We start from the raw sequence: 18,743 nt of genomic DNA, 5'->3' as shown, positions 1-18,743 counted from the left end.
GCCTTGCGCGCCCGCGCCGCCGCATGCGACGCCTGGGCCGGGACGCTTGGCCAGATCCCGCCCGGCGCGGGGCCGGACGCGGCCGGCAGCCGTCCTTGTCAGAAGGGCGAGTCGGGCCGGAAGTTCGGCGCCCGCCGCTCACGCAGCGACTGCACGCCTTCGCGCACGTCCGGGCCGCCAAATCCCATGAACTCCAGCGCCAGCGACGTATCGAAGGTCGGGCCGGCCATGCGCAGCCAGTTGTTCAGTGAATACTTGGTCCAGCGGATCGCGGTCTGCGAGCCCGCCGCCAGGCGGTTGGCCACCTCGAAAGCGCGGCCGATCAACTCGGCCTCGTCCACGCACAGCGACACCAGGCCGATGCGCTCGGCCTCTTCGCCGCTCACGGTTTCGCACAGCATCAGGTAGTACTTGGCGCGCGCCATGCCGCACAGCAGCGGCCAGACGATGGCGGCATGGTCGCCGGCGGTGACGCCCAGGCGGGTGTGGCCGTCGATGATGCGGGCGTCGCGCGCGGCGATCGAGATGTCGGCCAGCAGGCCGGCCACCAGCCCCGCGCCCACGGCGGCGCCGTGCATCGCCGACACGATCGGCTTGCTGCAGTTGATGATGTTGTAGACCAGGTCGCGCGCCTCGCGCCAGACGCGGGTGCGCACGTCGAAGTCGTCCGCCATCTGCTGCACCAGGTCCAGGTCGCCGCCGCCCGAGAAACCCTTGCCCTCGCCGCGGATCACCACCACGCGGGTGTCGGGGTCGGTGTCGATATCGCGCCAGATGTCGGCCAGCTCGCGGTGCATGCGGTCGTCGGCGGTGGACAGCTTGCCCGGCTTGCCGTCCTTGGACCCCATGATCAGCTCCAGCACGCCATTGGGATGGCGGCGCAGCTTGAGGGACTCGTAGGCGGAATAGTGTTCCAGCGTGATATCGGTCATCGTCGTCTCCGGTGGCGCGGGCGGAAGGCCGCGCGTTTTGGGGCACTATAGTGGATAGCCCCATCCCCAGCGCCCGCCGCCGATCCCGGAGCCTCAGCCCATGAACACCCCCGCCCCCTCCTTTGCCGGCGAGATCCGCCGCGACGACCTGCCGGCGTTGTTCGCCGTCCGCGATCCGGACACCCACAAGGGCAGTTTCGGCACCGTTGGCGTCGTGGGCGGCGGGCGCGGCATGGAAGGCGCGGCGCTGCTGGCCGCGCGCGCCGCGCTCAAGACCGGCGCCGGTAAGGTGCTGGTGGGCTTCGCCCAGGACGCGGCGCCGCTGCCCTGCGATCCGCTGCAACCGGAACTGATGCTGCGCGACGCGCGCTCGCTGCTCGACACGGACTGGGGCGTGACCGCCTGGGTCGCCGGGTGCGGCATCGGCGCCGGCCCGAGCGCGGCCAACGCCCTGTCCGAGCTGTTCGTGTTGCGCCATGGCGCGCCGCTGGTGCTGGACGCCGACGGCCTGAACCTGCTGGCCAACGGCGGCATCCAGCCCAACTGGGGCGACGGCCCGGTGGTGCTGACCCCGCACCCGGCCGAGGCCGGCCGGCTGCTCGGCCTGGACACCCCCGGCATCCAGGCCGACCGCCCCGCCGCCGCCCAGGCGCTGGCGCGGCGCTTCGGCGCCTGGGTGGTCCTGAAGGGCGCGGGCACCGTGGTCTGCGCGCCGGACGGCACCTGGTGGCGCAATACCAGCGGCAACCCCGGCTTGGCCACGGCCGGAACCGGGGACGTATTGGCCGGCATCCTGGGCTCGCTGCTGGCCCAGCGCCTGCCGCTGGCGCAAGCCGTGGCCGGCGCGGTCTGGCTGCATGGCGCGGCCGCCGACGCCCTGGTGGCCCGGGGCATCGGGCCGATCGGGCTGACCGCAGGCGAACTGGCGGACGCCGCCCGGCGACTGCGCAACGGCGGGCCGACCGCCTAAGTCCCTGGGGGCAAAAACATTTTTACAACATACTAGGGTTTTCCCCTAAAAACGCGTTGCTTTTGATTTAGGGTTATCCCTATAATGGTTTACCCCAAGACGAAACGGACTGGAGAAAACCATGAGCGAACTGACCCTGAACCACACTGCCCGCCTGACCGACGCGCTGGAGCGCGACCTGCTCCGCGGCGCCCTCGAGAACCAACCGAATTCCCACCCGCTGACCAACCTGAAGAAGGCTGGCAAGGCGATCGCCGCCGCTGTCGCTGGCGTGTTCGCCTTCATCGACGAAGTCAACGAGTCGATGAACAAGGCCCGCGCCGCCAGCTCGCGCTTCTCCGGTTCGCAGTGGTAAGACCAGCCGTGCCGGCCTGAGTCGCGACCGATCTCCCGCGATTCAGCCTGGCGCGCTGCCGGTGCGACGCCCGCCGCCCACGCGGCGCCCGCTGCATCGGACCCGGCGCCCGGGTCTTCATTACCGGGCGCCATCGCGCCGCGCCGGCCCCACTTGCGGGGCCCCCGCGACGCCCTCCACGACGCAATACTCGATCGCCCCAGTGCGAAGCCGTCCCGAAGCGGGACCGCCTCGAACTGGGGCGATCGGCATTTTTCGCACGGCTTCGCCCGCTATTCCCCCTCTCGGCGTTTACCCTGACGCCGGCCCGGCGCGCATTGACAGCGCGCGAAGCCCCTATCGATAATCGGCCCCTTGCCGTCGTGCCTGGCGCCAAAAACACCGCAAGCCCCCCGGCCGACGTTGCGTTCCCCCGGTTGGCCCCGCCGCTGTTTCCCCCCGCCAGCACGATCCGGTTCGTTCCCCATCCGGAGTTGTCACCATGAAGTTGCGCACCACCCTGGCCCTTGTGGCCGCCGCCATTCCCTTGGCCGCTGCCCAGGCCCAGACGCTGAAGATCGGCCTGTCCGCCGAACCCACCTCGGCCGACCCCCACTACCACAAGATGACGCAGAACGACGCGTTCTCCGCGCACGTCTACAGTTCGCTGGTGGGCCGCAGTGCCGACATGAAGCTGGTGCCCGCGCTGGCCACGTCCTGGAAGAACCTGGACGACCTGACCTGGGAATTCAAGCTGCGCGACGACGTCAAGTTCTCCAACGGCAAGCCGTTCACGTCCGAAGACGTGCTGTTCACGATCTGCCGCACGTTGAACAACGAGACCAACGTGTCGCAGTCCTACATGGACACGACCAAGCTGATCACCGACGTGCAGACGCCGGATGCGCACACCGTCATCATCAAGACCGGCGCCCCCTTCCCGCTGATGCCCGCCGAAATGGCGCGCTCGCTGCCGATCATCTGGAACGGCATCGTCGAGCACGGCAAGCTGACGTTCGACCCGAAGAAGGGTTGCGGCGTGACCGGCGCCTGGCCGACGGTGGCCGACTTCAACAACGGCAAGGACGCCATCGGCACCGGCCCGTACACCCTGAAGTCGTACGTCAAGGGCACCGGCATCGAACTGGTGCGCAATGAGAACTACTGGGGTCCGAAGCCCTACTGGAAGGAAGTGAAGTTCGTGCCGGTGCCGGCCGCCGGCCCGCGCCTGACCGGCCTGCTGTCGGGCGACTTCGACATGATCGAGAACCCCGCCGCGCGCGACCTGCAGCGCCTGAAGGACAACCCCAAGTTCGGTTTCGTGGCCACGCCCTCGACCCGCCTGGTGTTCTTCCAGCCCGACGTGGCGCGCAACCCGAGCCCGTTCGTCAAGAGCGCCGACGGCAAGAACCCGCTGCAGGACCTGCGCGTGCGCAAGGCCATCTCGATGGCCATCGACCGCAAGACCATCACCGCCCGCATCATGGACGGCATGGCCACCCCGGCCTACCAGTACATGCCCGACGGCATGTTCGGCGCGCTGCCCAAGGCCCCGGAAATCAAGTACGACCCGGAAGGCGCCAAGAAGCTGCTGGCCGAAGCCGGCTACCCCAACGGCTTCGAGCTGACGCTGTCGTCGACCAACGACCGCTACGTCAATGACGGCCAGGTGGCGCAGGCCGTGGCCCAGTACCTGGCCCGCGTCGGCATCAAGACCAACGTCGACGCCATGACCGCCTCGATCTACTTCCCCAAGCGCGCCAAGCGCGAGTTCAGCTTCTCGATGGGCGGCTGGCCGGCGGAAACGGGCGAAGCCTCGGCGCTGTTCCAGCTGTGGGTCGCCTCGCTCGACTCGCCCAACAGCCTGGGCACCAGCAACTACGGCGGCTTCACCAACGCCGACTTCGACAAGGTCTACAAGCAGGCCATCGTCACCGTCGACGCGCCCAAGCGCGAGAAGCTGCTGCAGGAAGCCACCCAGATCGCGCTGGACAACGTGCCGCTGATCCCGCTGCACTTCGAAAGCAGCATCTGGGCCTTCCGCAAGGGCATCTCCTATGAAGGCCGCCGCGACCAGTTCACGCTGGCCACCTCGGTCAAGCCGGACGCCAAGTAATCCGGCGCGCGTGACATGAAAACGGCTGCCTTCGGGCAGCCGTTTTTCCTTGGATGCGCATCGCGTCCCCACCGGGCGGCCGTGGCGGTCTCAGGCGCCCGGCCCTTGCGCCAGCAGCACGTCCAGCTCGCGCGACAACAGGTCGATGAAGGCTTCCGTCTTGGGCGGCAGCTGGCGCCCCTGCATGACGTGCAGTTGCAAGGTGCGCGACTGCAACTGGGCATTGGAGATCGGCACCGCCACCAGCTCGTCGCGCTTGAGGCTCCAGGCCACCGAGATGTAGCCGCTGAGCATGATGGCGTCGGAACCGAACACGAAGCCATGCAGCGGCGAGGAATCATTGCAGGTAAAGGTCGGTTCGAGCTGCACCGATTCCAGCAGGCAGCCCATCTCGAACAGATGGCGGGTGGTGGTGCCAGGGCCGGTCAGCGCCAGCGGGTAGCGGCCCAGGTCCTGCAGGCTGACGCTCTTGCGGCCGGCCAGCGGGTGGCCCGCGGCCATGACGGCGTGCACCGGCGCGCGCCGCGAATAGCGCACGCTGACGCCGCTGAGCCGTTCGACGTTGAAGGTCATGCCCAGTTCGACGCTGCCTTCGGCGACGCGGCGGGCGACATCGGCCGGCGTGCCCACATGCAGGTCGAAGCGCGCCTCGGGCCAGTCGCGGCGAAAGCGCGCCATGGCCGACGGCAGGAAGATGCGCGCCACGCCCTCGACCGCCGCCATGCGGATCTCGTTGCGCGCCATGCCCTTGAGCGCGGCGATCTCCTGCAGCACCGAATCCGATTCCAGCAGCGTGCGCCGCGCGTGGGCCAGCAGCAGCCGGCCGGCCTCGCTCAGCACCATGCCGCGCGCGGCGCGCTCGAACAGCGGCGCGCCCGCTTCTTCCTCCAGCTTGGCGATCTGGCGGCTGATGGCGGACACCGCCACGTGCAGGCGTTCGGACGCCCCGCTCAGGCTGCCCGCCTGGGCGACCTCGACAAAGTAACGCAGGGCGATGCCGTGCATGTTTCCCCCTCGCTGGGGCCTGACGCCGATGAAAATAGCTTTGCCTTTTTTGCAAAGCTTCCGATAAATATTCTAATTGTAGAGAAAGCTTCCCTGATCCTAGAATTTGCGCAACGATTCAGCAGGGTGCGCAATGACGCGCCCTGCCAGACAAGGGGAAGTCCGTGCCAGCAGCAGTCACGAGCGCCAGCCGCGCCGCCGCCATCGGCCGCGCGGTCGCATATGCCGATAGCGGCGCCTTGCAGCGCGATCTGGCGGAGCTGGTCGCGCACCGCACCGAAAGCCAGAACCCGGACCAGCGCGCCGCGCTCTACGACTACCTGCGCGCGGCGGTCGCGCCGCGCCTGGAAGCGCTGGGCTGTTCCTGGCGCGTGGAGGACAACCCCGTCGCCGGCGGTCCGCCGTTCCTGCTGGCCGAGCGCATCGAGGACCCGGCCCTGCCCGCCGTGCTGATGTACGCCCACGGCGACGTGGTGCGCGGCTATGACGAGCAATGGCGCGCCGGCCTGGCGCCGTGGCGCCTGACGGCCGAGGGCGATCGCTGGTACGGCCGCGGCGCCGCCGACAACAAGGGACAGTACTGCGTCAACATGACCGCGCTGGAACAGGTGCGGGCCGAACGCGGCGGGCGCCTGGGCTTCAACCTGCGCATGCTGGTGGAATGCGGCGAGGAAGTCGGCTCGCCCGGCCTGCACCAGGCCTGCGCCGCGTGGCGCGACGCCCTGGCGGCGGATGTCTTCATCGCCTCCGACGGCCCTCGGCTGGCGGCCGACCTGCCGACACTGTTCCTGGGCTCGCGCGGCACGCTGCTGTTCGACCTGACGGTGGACCTGCGCGGCCACGCCCACCACTCCGGCAACTGGGGCGGCGTGCTGCCCAATCCCGGCCTCATCCTGGCGCACGCGCTGGCCAGCCTGGTGGATGCGCGCGGCCGATTGCTGGTCGACGGCCTGCGTCCGCCGGCGATTCCGCCCGCCGTGCGCCAGGCGCTGGCGGACATCCGGGTCGGCCAGGACGACGACGCGCCCGAGATCGACCCGGACTGGGGCGAGCCCGGCCTGTCGCTGGCCGAGCGCCTGTTCGGCTGGAACACGCTGGAAGTGCTGGCCTACAAGACCGGCAACCCCGACAACCCGGTGGGCGCGATTCCGCCGCGCGCCAGCGCCACCTGCAACCTGCGCTTCGTGGTCGGCACCGACTGGCGCCAGGCCGAGGGCATCCTGCGCCGGCACCTGGACGCGCGGGGCCTGCGGCAGGTCCAGGTCCGCGTGCGGCGCGGCACGCCGGCCACCCGGCTGGACCCGGACGATCCGTGGGCGCGCTGGGCCGTGGCCTCGCTGGCCGCCACCACCGGCAAGACGCCCGCACTGCTGCCGAACCTGGGCGGCACCGTGCCCAACGACGCTTTCTCGGAAGTGTTGGGGCTGCCCACCATCTGGGTGCCGCATTCCTATCCCGCCTGTTGCCAGCATGGCCCCGACGAACACCTGCTCGCCTCCGTGGCGCGCGAAGGCGCGGCGGTGATGGCCGGCCTGTTCTGGGACCTGGGCGAACAGGGCGCGGCCGTGGCCGCGCAACGCGAGCGCCTGACCGCCACCTGACCGCCTTCGGGCGCCATCCCTTATACAATCCCCCTCGCTTGATCGGAGTTCCCATGTCCTCGTCCTCTACCGCGTCCCGTCCGCGCCCCTTTTTGCTCGCCTGTCCGGATCTGGCGGCCGAGCGCGTGGGCAACACGGATACCCCCGGCGTCTGGCATTTCGACTCCGGCGTGCCGGGCAAGCGCGTGATGCTCAGCGCCCTGGTCCACGGCAACGAGCTGTGCGGCGCCTGGGCCCTGAAGGATGCGCTGGCCGCCGGCCTGCGCCCGCGCCGTGGTTCGCTGACGCTGGCATTCTGCAACCTGGCCGCGTTCGACCGCTTCGACCCCGCCAACTACGCGCCGGCGCGCTTCGTCGACGAAGACATGAACCGCGTCTGGAGCGACGACAAGCTGGCCCAGCCCATCAGCCAGGAACGCCGCCGCGCCGCCGCCCTGCGCCCGTGGGTGGCGCAGGCCGACTGGCTGCTGGACTTCCACTCGATGAGCAATTCCGATGTGCCGCTGCAGCTGACCGGCATGGAACAGCGCAACATCGACCTGGCCCTGTCGCTGGGCAACCCCGCCACGATCATCGCCGACGCCGGCCATGCCGCCGGCGTGCGCATGCGCGACTACGGCCGTTTCGGCGAGGCCGGCGACAACGGCACCCGTTCGTTGCTGATCGAATGCGGCTTCCATGGCGCGCCCGAGGCGCGCGGCGTGGCGGTCGACCAGATGGCGCGTTTCCTGGTGGCGGCCGGCACCGTGGACGAGGCCGACCTGCCCGCCGCCTGGTTCGCCCCCCAGGCCAGCGCCCAGCGCGCGCTGCGCGTGACCCACGCGATCGCCGCCAAGAGCGCCGACTTCCGTTTCGCCGAGCCCTGGAAGGGCCTGGAGACGCTGGCGCGCGCCGGCACCGTCATCGGCTGGTCCGAGGGCGAGGCCGTGACCACGCCGTACGACAACTGCGTCCTGATCATGCCGTCGACCGCCAACCTGCGGGCCGGGGTGACGGTGGTGCGGCTGGCGCAACCGATCGTCTGATGCATCGCGCGTCGCGCCCTTGCTGGCGCGCCGCCTCATATAAAAAAACCACCAAGGGAAGCAGCATGTCCGCAAACGTTTTCATCCGCAGCGCGTTATCGACCTGTACGCTGGCGGCCGCCCTGGCCGCTGGCGCCATGGCCCAGGCCCAGTCGGCCCCGCAGACGCTGCGGATCGGCCTGTCGTCCGAACCCACGGCGATGGACCCGCACTACCACCAGGTCACGCCCAACGACGCGATGACCTCGCACATCTTCGAGACGCTGATCGGCCAGGACGCCAAGATGAATCTGGTGCCGCGGCTGGCGACCGCCTGGAAGGCGGTGGACGACACCACCTGGGAATTCACGCTGCGCGACGGCGTGAAGTTCTCCAATGGCCAGCCGTTCACGCCGCAGGACGTGATCTTCACGCTGTGCCGCGCGTTCCACAACGAGCAGTCGATCGGCGGCTCGTACCTGAGCGTGGTGCAGAAGCTGGCCAGCATCGACGTGCGCGACGGCAACGTGCTGGTCATCAAGACCCACCTGCCCTACCCGCTGCTGCCCAACGACCTGACCCGCAACGCCATGCTGTGGAGCGGCATCGTCGAGCATGGCCCGATCCGCTTCGATCCCAAGAATGGTTGCGGCGTGACCGGCCCCTGGCCCACCATCAGCGACTTCAACAGCGGCAAGTCCGCCATCGGCACCGGCCCGTACACGCTCAAGTCCTACGTCAAGGGCAGCGCCATCGAGCTGGCGCGCAACGACGCCTACTGGGGCGACAAACCGGCCTGGCCGAACGTGCGGCTGATTCCGGTGCCGGCCGCCGGCCCGCGCCTGACCGGCCTCCTGGCCGGCGACTTCGACCTGATCGAGAACCCCGCCGCGCGCGACGTCAAGCGCATCTCGGAAACGCCGGGCTTCGGCTACGTCATCACGCCGTCGGTGCGGGTGGTGTACTTCCAGTTCGACGTGGCGCGCAGCCCCAGCCCGATGGTGCGCGCCGCCGACGGCAAGAACCCGCTGCAGGACGTGCGCGTGCGCCGCGCCATCTCGATGGCGATCGACCGCAAGGCCATTACCGCCCGCATCATGGACGGCGCCGCCACCCCGGCCAACCAGTTCCTGCCCGACGGCATGTTCGGCACGCTGCAGCCGCCGCCAGAACTGAAGTACGATCCGGCCGCCGCCAAAAAGCTGCTGGCCGAGGCCGGCTACCCGGACGGCTTCGAGCTGACCATCTCGTCGACCAACGACCGCTACATCAACGACGCGCAGATCTCGCAGGCCGTGGCCCAGTATCTGTCGCGCGTGGGCATCAAGACGACCGTGGATGCCATGACGCGCTCGGTCTACTTCCCCAAGCGCGCCAAGCGCGAGTTCAGCTTCGCCATGGGCGGCTGGTCGTCGGAAACCGGCGAGGCCTCGTCGTTCCTGCAGTACTGGGTCAGCGCCTTCGACAAGGAACACGGCCTGGGCACCAGCAACTACGGCGGCTATGACAATCCGGCCTTCGACAAGGTCTTCAAGCGCGCCCTGACCACCGTCGATCCGGCGGTGCGCGAAAAGCTGCTGCAGGAGTCCCTGACCCTGGCGCTGGCCGACCTGCCCAGCATTCCGCTGCATTTCGAAAGCAGCATCTGGGCGTTCCGCAAGGGCCTGACTTACGAAGGCCGCGCCGACCAATACACCCTGGCCATGTCGGCCAAGCCCGCCAATTAAGATCGCCGTTTCCGGCGCCTGCAACCCCGAGCCCACCAAGGAAATATCACGTGGCCCTTTTCATCCTACGCAGACTGATCCAGAGTCTGTTCGTGCTGCTGGCCGTCTCGGTCGTGGTCTTCTTCGCGGTGTATGCCGTGGGCGACCCGATCGAACTGCTGGTCAGCCCCGAAGCCAGCCAGGCGGCGCGCGAGGCGATGATCGCCCGCCTCGGCCTGGACCTGCCCGTGTGGCAGCAATACACAGGATTCCTGTGGCGCGCGCTGCACGGCGACCTGGGCACGTCGTTCGTGCACGGCATCCCGGCCATCGAGCTGATCGTGCAGCGCATCCCCGCCACCTTCGAACTGGTGATCGTGGCCATCGGCCTGACCTGTGTGATCGGCATTCCGCTGGGCCTGGTGGCCGGCCTGTACCGCGATGAACCGTTGGGCCGCGGCATCATGGCGTCGTCGGTGCTGGGCTTCTCGCTGCCCAACTTCTGGCAGGGCATGATGCTGATCCTGCTGTTCGCGGTGTGGCTCGGCTGGCTGCCCGCCACCGGCCGCGGCGACACCGTGACGGTGCTGGGCGTGCGCCTGTCGATCCTGACGGCCGACGGCTGGTCGCACCTGATCATGCCGGCGATCAACCTGGCGCTGGCCAACATCGCGCTGGTGCTGCGCCTGACCGCCTCCGGCGTGGTCGAGGCCCGCAGCCAGGACTACGTGAAGTTCGCGCGCGCCAAGGGCATCAAGCCCGGCCGCATCGTGCGCCGCCACATCCTGCGCAACATCCTGATCCCGGTGGTCACTGTCATCGGCATGGAATTCGGCAGCCTGATCGCCTATTCCACCATCACCGAGACCGTGTTCGCGTGGCCCGGCATGGGCAAGCTGCTCATCGACAGCGTCTACCAGCTCGACCGGCCCGTGGTGGTCGCGTACGTGATGCTGGTCACCCTGATCTTCGTGGTCATCAACCTGGTTGTGGACATCCTGTACGCCGCGCTCGATCCGCGCGTGCAGCTCGTGACCCCTGCTCAATAATCGTCATGGCTCAATCTCCCAATACCGGCCGCACCCGTACCGTCCAGCCCCTGGCTGATACGCCCAAGCGCGCCTCGATCCTGAAGAAACTGCGGGCCCGGCCGACCGTGCGCGGCTCGGTCATCGCGCTGGCCATCCTGGTGCTGCTGGTGGTGTTCGCGCCCTACTTCGCGCCGCAGAATCCCTATGATCTGGCCAACCTGTCGCTGATGGACGGCCGCCTGGCGCCGCGCCAGGCGCTGATGGACGGCAGCATCGCCTGGCTCGGCACCGACGACCAGGGCCGCGACATGCTCAGCGCCATTCTCTACGGCCTGCGCATCAGCCTGATGGTGGGCCTGTCGGCCGTGGTGCTTGCCACCGCCGTGGGCGGCGCGGTCGGCCTGGTGGCTGCCTACGTCGGCGGCCTGGTCGACACCGTGCTGATGCGCATCGTCGACTTCATCCTGGGTTTCCCGACCATCCTGGTGGCGCTGGTGCTGCTGGTGGTGCTGGGGCGCGGGGTCGACAAGGTGATTCTGGCGCTGGTGCTGGTGCAGTGGGGCCACTATGCCCGCATCATGCGCAGCCGCGCGCTGCAGGAGCGGCGCAAGGAGTACGTCGAGGCCGCCGCCAACCTGGGCTTCCCGGCCTGGCGCATCATGGTGTTCCACCTGCTGCCCAACTGCCTGGGCCCGGTCATGGTGTTCGCGACCATCCAGATCGCCACCGCCATCGCGCTGGAAGCGACGCTGTCGTTCCTGGGCGTCGGCGTGCCGATCACCGAACCGTCGCTGGGCCTGCTGATCTCCAACGGCTTCCAGTACCTGCTGTCGGGCGACTACTGGATCAGCCTGTTCCCGGGCATTGCGCTGTTGCTGCTGATTCTCTCTATCAACATCGTGGGCGACCGCCTGCGCGAAAGCCTGGATCCGAGGAAATGACCCACCCCCGAAGCGCTTCGCGCTCCCCCCTCAAGGGGGCATGCCAGCGGACCGGCGGAGCCGGCTCCGCGGCATCCCGATTGGGCAAGGCCTCCCGCCTGCTTGGCGGCTGGCGCAATGGACAAATGATATGAGTGACACGCTTCTAGAAGTGCGCGGCCTGCGCACCGCATTCCATACCGAGGCCGGCGCCTGGCTGGCGGTCGACGGCGTCGACCTGACCGTGCGCCGCGGCGAGATCGTGGGCCTGGTCGGCGAGTCCGGCTCGGGCAAATCGGTCACCGGCTTCTCGCTGCTGGGCCTGATCGATCCGCCCGGGGAAGTCGTCGACGGCGAAGTGAAGTTCAAGGGCAACGACCTGCGCAAGCTCTCCGAAGAGCAGATGCGCCAGTTGCGCGGCAACCGCATCGCCATGATCTTCCAGGACCCGCTGATGACGCTCAACCCGGTGCTGCGCATCGGCGAGCAGATGATGGAAGCCATCCTGACGCACGAGGACGTGCCGCGCGCCGAAGCGCTGGAACGCTGCCGCGAGGCGCTGGCCATGGTCGGCATTCCGTCGCCGGAGAAGCGCCTGAAGAGCTACCCGCACGAGTTCTCGGGCGGCATGCGCCAGCGCGTGGCGATCGCCATCGCCATGCTCAACAAGCCGGACCTGATCATCTGCGACGAGCCGACCACGGCGCTGGACGTGACCATCCAGGGCCAGATCCTGTACCGCATGCAGGAGATCTGCCGCGAGCACAATACGGCGCTGATCTGGATCACCCACGACCTGGGCGTGGTGGCCGAGCTGGCCGACCGCGTCGCGGTCATGTACGCCGGCCGCATCGTCGAGAGCGGCCCGGTCGAACAGGTGCTGGACGCGCCGCGCCATCCGTACACCCGCGGCCTGCTGGACTCGATGCCCGGCGCCACCACGCCGGGCGCGCGCCTGCACCAGATCAACGGCATGGCGCCCAGCCTGGCCGGCCGCCCGTCGGGCTGTGCCTTCCGGCCGCGCTGCACCCACGCGGTCACGCGCTGCACCGAACAAGCCCCCACCGTTACCACCGAAGGTTCGCGCAGCTATCGCTGTTACGTCCCGATCGCCCGCGAGGCCGAGCAAGCATGAGTCAAGCCGATACCCCCGTCATCGAGCTCAGGAACGTCCACAAGCGCTTCGAACAGCGTCCCGACCTGGCCCAGCGCATCCTGGCCCTGGGCGGCCGCCCGATCGACCGCCGCACCGTGTACGCCGTCAACGGCGTTGACCTGCGCATCGGCCGCGGCGAAGTCGTCGGCCTGGTGGGCGAGTCCGGCTGCGGCAAGTCCACCCTGGGCCGCGTCGTTGCCGGCCTGCACCGCCAGACCGAAGGCGACCTGCTCTACCAGGGCCAGGACGCGCGTCGACTGCGCGGCGCCGACAAGCTGGCCTACACGCTGGGCGTGCAGATGATCTTCCAGGATCCGCAGGCCTCGCTCAACCCGCGCCAGCGCCTGCGCCAGATCCTGGGCGAATCGCTCAAGGTGCACAAGCTGGCGCCGCCGGCCGAGATTCCCGCGCGCATCGACCAGGCCCTGAAGGAAGTCGGTCTGGACACCGAGTACCGCGATCGCTTCCCGCACCAGATTTCGGGCGGCCAGCGCCAGCGCATCGGCATCGCCCGCGCGCTGATGGTGGCGCCCAAGTTCCTGGTGTGCGACGAACCGGTGGCGGCGCTGGACGTGTCGATCCAGGCGCAGGTGATCAACCTGTTCATGGACCTGCGCGAGCAGCACGGTTTCACCTACCTCTTCATCAGCCACGACCTGGGCGTGGTGCGCCACATCTCGGATCGCGTGGCTATCATGTACCTGGGCAAGATCGTCGAGATCTCGACCTCGGCCGAGATCTTCGCGCGCGCCAACCATCCGTACACCCAGGCCCTGATGGCCGAGGTGCCGGACGTGGCGCGCCGCGGCCGCAAGTTCACGCCAATCAAGGGCGAGATCCCGTCGCCGCTGAATCCGCCGTCGGGCTGTACCTTCAACCCGCGCTGCCCGCACGCCATGCCGCGCTGCCGCGAGCAGGCGCCGACGCTGAAGGAAATCTCTCCGGGCCACTGGTCGGCCTGCCACCTGAACGAAGCCACCGCCTGAACGCCATGAAACCCTCTGACATGTCCAACGTGGACCGCATCGCCATCGAAATGGGCCATGCCGGCCGCAACGCCATCACCTATATCGACGAGGATCGCAATTCCGATCGCCCGTTCAAGCTGCAGACCTACCGCCCCTACGGCTACACCCCGGATCGGCCGGTGGTGATCGTGCAGCATGGCGTGCTGCGCAACGGCGACGAATACCGCGACTTCTGGGTCGAGGCCGCCGACAAGCACAAGCTGCTGATCGTGGCGCTGACCTTCTCCAACGAGATCTGGCCGGGCGTGGAAAGCTACAACAATGGCCGCGTGTTCTCGGCCGGCGGCAATCCGCGCCACATTGACGGCTGGACCTACGCGCTCGTGGGCAACGTGATTCGCGACATGATCGCGGCCGAGATCACCGACGGCCAGAACGTCTACCTGTTCGGCCACTCGGCCGGCGGCCAGTTCGTGCACCGCCTCATGAGCAGTCAGTCGCACGCGCCGTTCAAGGCCGTGGCTGCCGGCAACCCGGGCTGGTACACGCTGCCGACCTTCGACTACCCCTTCCCCGAAGGCATGGACGGCGTCGGCCTGACCGAGGACCACCTGGTCAAGCTGCTGGCGTACCCGATGACGATACTGGCCGGCGACCAGGACATCGCCACCGACGATCCCAACCTGCCGTCGGAACCGGCCGCCATGCGCCAGGGCCCGCACCGCTTCGCCCGCGCCCACAACTATTTCGAGGCCGGCCGCAAGGAAGCCGAGCGCCGCGGCGTGCCGTTCAACTGGACGCTGCAGGTGGTGCCCGGCATCGGCCACGACGGCCGCGCCATGTCCGCGGTCTGCGCCAGCCTGTGGTTCGAGGGCGGCATGCCGAGCGACGCCGAACTGGCCCGCCTGGCCGGCCAGCAGGTCGCCTGAACGTTCCCTTTCATTCCCGCTAGCAGAATCGCCATGTCCTCCACTTCCCGCACTGAACAACTCGTCGCCGGCATCCAGAGCTGGCTGCAATGCGAATCGCCTTCGAACTTCCCCGACGGCATCGCCGCGATGGCCCGCATCATTGCCGACTACGCCGCCGCGGCCGGCCTGACGGTGGAACTGTCCTCCCTCGGCCCCGCCACCGGCCCGCTGCTGTACGCCACCAACCGCGCCCCCGGCGACACCCGCCCCGGCATCCTGATCCTGGCGCACATGGATACGGTGCATCCGGTCGGCACGCTGCTGGAGAACCCGGTGCGCATCGACGGCGACCGCCTCTACGGCCCCGGCAGCTACGACATGAAGGCCGGCATCTACCTGGCGCTGACGGCGCTGGCCAGCGTGGCCCGACCCGGCGCGACGCAACTGCCGGTGGACTTCCTGGTAGTGCCCGACGAGGAAACCGGCAGCCATGCCTCGCGCGCGCACATCGAACGCTTCGCCGCCAATGCCAAGTACGCCCTGGTGTGCGAACCGGCCCGTCCCAACGGCGGCAAGTGCGTGACGGCGCGCAAGGGCACCGGCATGCTCAACCTGAACGTCAAGGGCCGCCCGGCCCACGCCGGCATGCAGCACGAGAAGGGCCGCAGCGCGATCCGCGAAATGGCGCACCAGGTGCTGGCGCTGGAGGCGATGACGGACTACGAGCGCGGCATCACCGTGAGCGTGGGCACCATCGCCGGCGGCACCGTGACCAACACCGTGCCGGCGCTGTGCCGCTGCGTGGTGGACTTCCGCGTGCCCGACATGGGCGCGGCCGAAGACGTGCTGCGCCGCATGCGCGAGCTGTGCGCGGTGGGACCGGACGTGGAACTGGACATCGACGTGGAACTGAACCGCCCGCCGATGGTGAAGACCGAGGAAGCCGCCGCGCTGCTGGCGCTGGTGCAAGGCTACGCGGAACGCGCCGGCTTCCTGCTGGAAGACGCGCCGATGACCGGCGGCGGCAGCGACGCCAACTTCACCTCGGCCATGGGGATCCCGACGCTGGATGGCCTCGGGGCCGACGGAGACGGCGCACATACATTGAATGAGTACATCTTGGTTTCTACATTGGAGCAGCGCTTGAAGTTTTGGGAGTTGTTGTTGAAGGAACTTGCTTAACGGGCATATTTAATGCGGCTCTGTTGAGTTCTTGAGCCGCGGGTGGCGGGGTCGGCGGGGGATGACGGGGCTACGATTGCGGTCCGGAGCGTTCGCTCCGGACTTCCCCGTCGTCAACCTCGTCCGCCTTCGGCTCCCTACGGTTTCCCTCGGGCGCATCTACACGCCCCGCCATCCCCCGCCGACCCCGCCACCCGCTCACGATGAGACTTAGTGACGACTTCTGGGGCGAGTGGAGTGCTTGGCATGGTGTTGGCCATCAGGGGTGGGGGGAGAGGGGCTTGCGGGGCCCGCCTCAAACGGCCGCGCGGGCGGCCTTTTTGAGGCTTACGCGGCGTCTTGCGTCGTCGCGATGGCGCTGTCGAGCACAACTGAGAGATTGCGCGCACCACACCTGTTTGTGGGCGGCGCGGCAGACTCGCCACGCGCAACATGACATCCATCGCGCCGCCCACCACCGCCCCTACCCCCCCTGACGCGCGGCCCAATAGAAATCCACTCAACACCAGCGCACTCGCCTCGCCTTCAAATGCGCAGACGCCCATTGTGGCCGCCCGCGCGGCCGCAATGGGCAGCCCTGCAGGCTTCATTCTCCGCACAGGGGTGCAGCAGCGCGACAAGCCCAGACGCACGTAGCCCCTCTGGCAGGCTGACCGAGCGGCGGGCAACCTCGATGCGCCCGAGGGAATCCGAAGGAGTCGCCGCAGGCGAGGACGAGGATGACGACGGGGCAGTCCGGAGCGAACGCTCCGGACCGCAATCGTGGGCGCCCGCCGCTCGGTCAGCCTGCCAGAGGGGCGACCTACGAAGCTCCCCCCCGCTCCCGAATAGAAAGACCCGCCCCCATCGCCTAGAATGTTCCCAAGAGAAGCCCTCAAAAAAAAACAGCCCATGCAAGAACACCTCCAAAACAGCGCCATCGCCTACGGCCTGGCCACGATCGCCGCCGACGGCACCGTCCTCGATACCTGGTATCCGCGCCCGTCCCTGACCGACAAGACGCCCGCGGGCGGCACGCGGCACCTCACGCCCGAAGAAGCCCGTGCCGCGCTCGGCGAGCACGTGCCCACCTCGCTGGGACGCGACACCCGGCGCAAGGTCGACATCGTCGCCGTGCGCACCGCCATCGCCTCGCTCGACCAGCCGCCCGCCGACGCGCACGACGCCTACCTGCGCCTGCACCTGCTCAGCCACCGGCTGATCCGGCCGCACGGCGCCAACCTCGACGGCCTGTTCAACGTGCTTGCCAACGTCGCCTGGACCTCCGCCGGCCCTTGCGCCGTCGACCAGGTCGAGGCGCTGCGCTGGCAACTGCGCGCCACCGGGCAGATCCTCGAAATCCGCGGCGTCGACAAGATCCCGCGCATGACCGACTACGTCGTGCCCGTTGGCGTGCGCATCGCCGACACCGCGCGCGTGCGGCTCGGCGCGCACCTGGCGGCCGGCACCACCGTGCTGCACGAAGGCTTCTGCAACTTCAACGCCGGCACGCTCGGCGCGTCGATGGTCGAGGGCCGCATCAGCGCCGGCGTTATCGTCGACGACGGCACCGACATCGGCGGCGGCGCCTCCATCATGGGCACCATGTCAGGCGGCGGCAAGCAGGTCGTGGCCATTGGCAAGCGCTGCCTGCTGGGCGCCAACTCCGGCATCGGCATTTCGCTGGGCGACGACTGCGTGGTGGAAGCGGGCTGCTACATCACCGCCGGCACGCGCGTGCTGACGCCGGAGGGCGCGGTGGTCAAGGCCGTGGAACTGGCCGGACAGCACGGGCTGCTGTTCCGCCGCAATTCGCAGACCGGCGCGGTCGAGACGCTGGTGCGCACGGCCGCCTGGGGCACCTTGAACCCGGCGCTGCACACCGGGCACTGAGCGGGCGGGCCCGTCGCGGGCCCGCGGCGCGGCGCCGTCGTCAGGCGTGCAGCAACCGCCGCATCGCCTGCGGCGACTGGCCGAACGCGCGCAGAAAAGCCTTGCGCATGCGGTCGCGGTCGCCAAAGCCGGTTTCGCGCGCCACCACCTCGGCCGCGTGGCGGCCGGACTGCATCATGTCCTGCGCCGCCTCCAGGCGCAGATGTTCCACCGCCTTGGCCGGAGACTGGCCCGTTTCCTGGCGGAACACACGGCTGAACTGGCGCGGGCTCAGGTGCGCGGCGCGCGCCAGCTCGTCCACCGACAATTCGGCCTTCAGGTTGGCCTTGGCATAGGCCAGCGCCGTCTGCACCCGATCGGACTTCGCATCCAGCTCCAGCAACGCCGAATACTGCGACTGTCCGCCCGCGCGGCGTTGCGTCAGCACCAGCTTGCGCGCCACCGCGCGCGCCATGTCCGCCCCCAGGTCCGCCTCCACCATGGCCAGCGCCAGGTCAATGCCGGCGCTCATGCCCGCCGAGGTCCAGATCGGGCCGTCGGCCACGAAGATGCGGTCCTCGTCCACCTTGACCCGCGGATACTCGCGCTGCAGGCGCCGCGCATAGAACCAGTGGGTGGTGGCGCGGCGGCCGTCGAGCAGGCCCGCCTGCGCCAGCACGAACGCGCCGGTGCACATCGAGGCGCAACGGCGGACCCGTTCGCTGGCGCCGCGCAGCGCGCGCAACAGGCTCTCGGACGCGCCCTCGCCGGTGTTGTCGCCGGCGACGATCAACGTGTCGAATGTGCGCCGTCCCAGCTTCTGCGTGTCCTGCGCAAACCCCAGCGAACTGGCCACCGGGCCGCCGTGCTCGGACACCAGGACGACGCGATAGGCCGGTTCGCCGCTCTGGCGATTGGCCATCTCGAAGACGGCGCTGGCCGCCAGGCTCATGAGCTGGAAGCCGGGGTGCAACAGGATCGCAATGGTTTTCATGGCTGGACCATCTGCTTTCATCGCATGTCCTGAAAAGACGTTTCTATGTCATTGAGGATATT

General features: G+C 68.8%; 16 protein-coding genes. 13 read left to right on the top strand and 3 right to left on the bottom strand.

Annotation, left to right across the window (positions count from 1 at the left end; genetic code table 11):
- Window positions 1-98: 98 nt before the first annotated feature.
- Complete coding sequence (locus HV742_RS11640) at window positions 99-932, bottom strand: enoyl-CoA hydratase/isomerase family protein (protein WP_006392559.1); 834 nt, start codon at window positions 930-932, stop codon at window positions 99-101.
- Window positions 933-1,032: 100 nt separating this feature from the next.
- Between HV742_RS11640 and HV742_RS11635 the strand changes: the two genes are divergently transcribed.
- The 3 genes from HV742_RS11635 (at window position 1,033) to HV742_RS11625 (ending at window position 4,352) form a co-directional block, all read left to right on the top strand.
- Entirely contained in the window at window positions 1,033-1,902 is an 870-nt protein-coding gene (locus HV742_RS11635) for an NAD(P)H-hydrate dehydratase (RefSeq protein WP_175145207.1), read from the top strand.
- 121 nt (window positions 1,903-2,023) lie between these two features.
- Window positions 2,024-2,257: a hypothetical protein gene (locus HV742_RS11630; protein WP_049070864.1), complete on the top strand. Its 234-nt coding sequence runs from the start codon at window positions 2,024-2,026 to the stop codon at window positions 2,255-2,257.
- Window positions 2,258-2,738: 481 nt separating this feature from the next.
- Entirely contained in the window at window positions 2,739-4,352 is a 1,614-nt protein-coding gene (locus tag HV742_RS11625) for an ABC transporter substrate-binding protein (RefSeq protein ID WP_054419285.1), read from the top strand.
- Between the two features lie 90 nt (window positions 4,353-4,442).
- Here the strand turns inward: HV742_RS11625 and HV742_RS11620 are convergent, their stop codons facing one another.
- Window positions 4,443-5,357 (bottom strand): LysR family transcriptional regulator, encoded by a 915-nt coding sequence (locus tag HV742_RS11620; RefSeq protein WP_049070861.1) that lies wholly within the window; start codon window positions 5,355-5,357, stop codon window positions 4,443-4,445.
- Window positions 5,358-5,521: 164 nt separating this feature from the next.
- On the opposite strand from HV742_RS11620, the gene HV742_RS11615 reads away from it, so the two are divergent.
- From HV742_RS11615 to dapD, 10 genes are all read left to right on the top strand, one after another.
- A complete protein-coding gene (locus HV742_RS11615) occupies window positions 5,522-6,958 on the top strand; it encodes a M20 family metallopeptidase (protein ID WP_254601069.1) in 1,437 nt (478 codons plus the stop codon).
- A gap of 53 nt (window positions 6,959-7,011) precedes the next feature.
- A complete protein-coding gene (locus HV742_RS11610; RefSeq protein WP_175145205.1) occupies window positions 7,012-7,983 on the top strand; it encodes a M14 family metallopeptidase in 972 nt (323 codons plus the stop codon).
- A 65-nt stretch (window positions 7,984-8,048) separates the two neighbouring features.
- Window positions 8,049-9,689 (top strand): ABC transporter substrate-binding protein, encoded by a 1,641-nt coding sequence (locus HV742_RS11605; RefSeq protein WP_049070855.1) that lies wholly within the window; start codon window positions 8,049-8,051, stop codon window positions 9,687-9,689.
- Window positions 9,690-9,739: 50 nt separating this feature from the next.
- On the top strand, window positions 9,740-10,717 hold the full coding sequence (locus HV742_RS11600) for an ABC transporter permease (RefSeq protein ID WP_006392551.1): 978 nt from the start codon (window positions 9,740-9,742) through the stop codon (window positions 10,715-10,717).
- Window positions 10,718-10,722: 5 nt separating this feature from the next.
- Window positions 10,723-11,640 carry an ABC transporter permease gene (locus HV742_RS11595; protein WP_026385154.1) on the top strand — a complete coding sequence of 306 codons (918 nt, stop codon included), beginning with the start codon at window positions 10,723-10,725 and terminating at the stop codon, window positions 11,638-11,640.
- A gap of 130 nt (window positions 11,641-11,770) precedes the next feature.
- Window positions 11,771-12,754: an ABC transporter ATP-binding protein gene (locus HV742_RS11590; RefSeq protein WP_049070854.1), complete on the top strand. Its 984-nt coding sequence runs from the start codon at window positions 11,771-11,773 to the stop codon at window positions 12,752-12,754.
- Window positions 12,751-13,761, top strand: a complete 1,011-nt coding sequence (locus HV742_RS11585; RefSeq protein ID WP_020925445.1) for an ABC transporter ATP-binding protein — start codon at window positions 12,751-12,753, stop codon at window positions 13,759-13,761. The genes HV742_RS11590 and HV742_RS11585 overlap by 4 nt, the downstream gene beginning before the upstream one ends.
- A gap of 5 nt (window positions 13,762-13,766) precedes the next feature.
- Complete coding sequence (locus tag HV742_RS11580; protein WP_059269098.1) at window positions 13,767-14,672, top strand: prolyl oligopeptidase family serine peptidase; 906 nt, start codon at window positions 13,767-13,769, stop codon at window positions 14,670-14,672.
- Window positions 14,673-14,705: 33 nt separating this feature from the next.
- On the top strand, window positions 14,706-15,836 hold the full coding sequence (locus tag HV742_RS11575) for a M20 family metallopeptidase (protein WP_054419295.1): 1,131 nt from the start codon (window positions 14,706-14,708) through the stop codon (window positions 15,834-15,836).
- Between the two features lie 891 nt (window positions 15,837-16,727).
- Window positions 16,728-17,708: a 2,3,4,5-tetrahydropyridine-2,6-dicarboxylate N-succinyltransferase gene (gene dapD / locus HV742_RS11570; protein WP_175145203.1), complete on the top strand. Its 981-nt coding sequence runs from the start codon at window positions 16,728-16,730 to the stop codon at window positions 17,706-17,708.
- 40 nt (window positions 17,709-17,748) lie between these two features.
- Here the strand turns inward: dapD and HV742_RS11565 are convergent, their stop codons facing one another.
- Window positions 17,749-18,681: a GlxA family transcriptional regulator gene (locus HV742_RS11565; RefSeq protein WP_049070848.1), complete on the bottom strand. Its 933-nt coding sequence runs from the start codon at window positions 18,679-18,681 to the stop codon at window positions 17,749-17,751.
- Window positions 18,682-18,743: the final 62 nt, after the last annotated feature.

The organism is Achromobacter ruhlandii, assembly GCF_902859695.1.
GTDB lineage: Bacteria > Pseudomonadota > Gammaproteobacteria > Burkholderiales > Burkholderiaceae_B > Achromobacter > Achromobacter ruhlandii.
The sequence above is the reverse complement of the archived record's forward strand: the minus strand, read 5'-3'. Positions and strand labels throughout refer to the sequence as shown.

What these genes read in the sequence shown, in the direction of transcription:
- HV742_RS11640 (WP_006392559.1), bottom strand. Translation starts at nt 932, where the DNA reads ATGACCGATATCACGCTGGAACACTATTCCGCCTACGAGTCCCTCAAG.
- HV742_RS11635 (WP_175145207.1), top strand. Translation starts at nt 1,033, where the DNA reads ATGAACACCCCCGCCCCCTCCTTTGCCGGCGAGATCCGCCGCGACGAC.
- HV742_RS11630 (WP_049070864.1), top strand. Translation starts at nt 2,024, where the DNA reads ATGAGCGAACTGACCCTGAACCACACTGCCCGCCTGACCGACGCGCTG.
- HV742_RS11625 (WP_054419285.1), top strand. Translation starts at nt 2,739, where the DNA reads ATGAAGTTGCGCACCACCCTGGCCCTTGTGGCCGCCGCCATTCCCTTG.
- HV742_RS11620 (WP_049070861.1), bottom strand. Translation starts at nt 5,357, where the DNA reads ATGCACGGCATCGCCCTGCGTTACTTTGTCGAGGTCGCCCAGGCGGGC.
- HV742_RS11610 (WP_175145205.1), top strand. Translation starts at nt 7,012, where the DNA reads ATGTCCTCGTCCTCTACCGCGTCCCGTCCGCGCCCCTTTTTGCTCGCC.
- HV742_RS11605 (WP_049070855.1), top strand. Translation starts at nt 8,049, where the DNA reads ATGTCCGCAAACGTTTTCATCCGCAGCGCGTTATCGACCTGTACGCTG.
- HV742_RS11595 (WP_026385154.1), top strand. Translation starts at nt 10,723, where the DNA reads ATGGCTCAATCTCCCAATACCGGCCGCACCCGTACCGTCCAGCCCCTG.
- HV742_RS11590 (WP_049070854.1), top strand. Translation starts at nt 11,771, where the DNA reads ATGAGTGACACGCTTCTAGAAGTGCGCGGCCTGCGCACCGCATTCCAT.
- HV742_RS11585 (WP_020925445.1), top strand. Translation starts at nt 12,751, where the DNA reads ATGAGTCAAGCCGATACCCCCGTCATCGAGCTCAGGAACGTCCACAAG.
- HV742_RS11580 (WP_059269098.1), top strand. Translation starts at nt 13,767, where the DNA reads ATGAAACCCTCTGACATGTCCAACGTGGACCGCATCGCCATCGAAATG.
- HV742_RS11575 (WP_054419295.1), top strand. Translation starts at nt 14,706, where the DNA reads ATGTCCTCCACTTCCCGCACTGAACAACTCGTCGCCGGCATCCAGAGC.
- dapD (WP_175145203.1), top strand. Translation starts at nt 16,728, where the DNA reads ATGCAAGAACACCTCCAAAACAGCGCCATCGCCTACGGCCTGGCCACG.
- HV742_RS11565 (WP_049070848.1), bottom strand. Translation starts at nt 18,681, where the DNA reads ATGAAAACCATTGCGATCCTGTTGCACCCCGGCTTCCAGCTCATGAGC.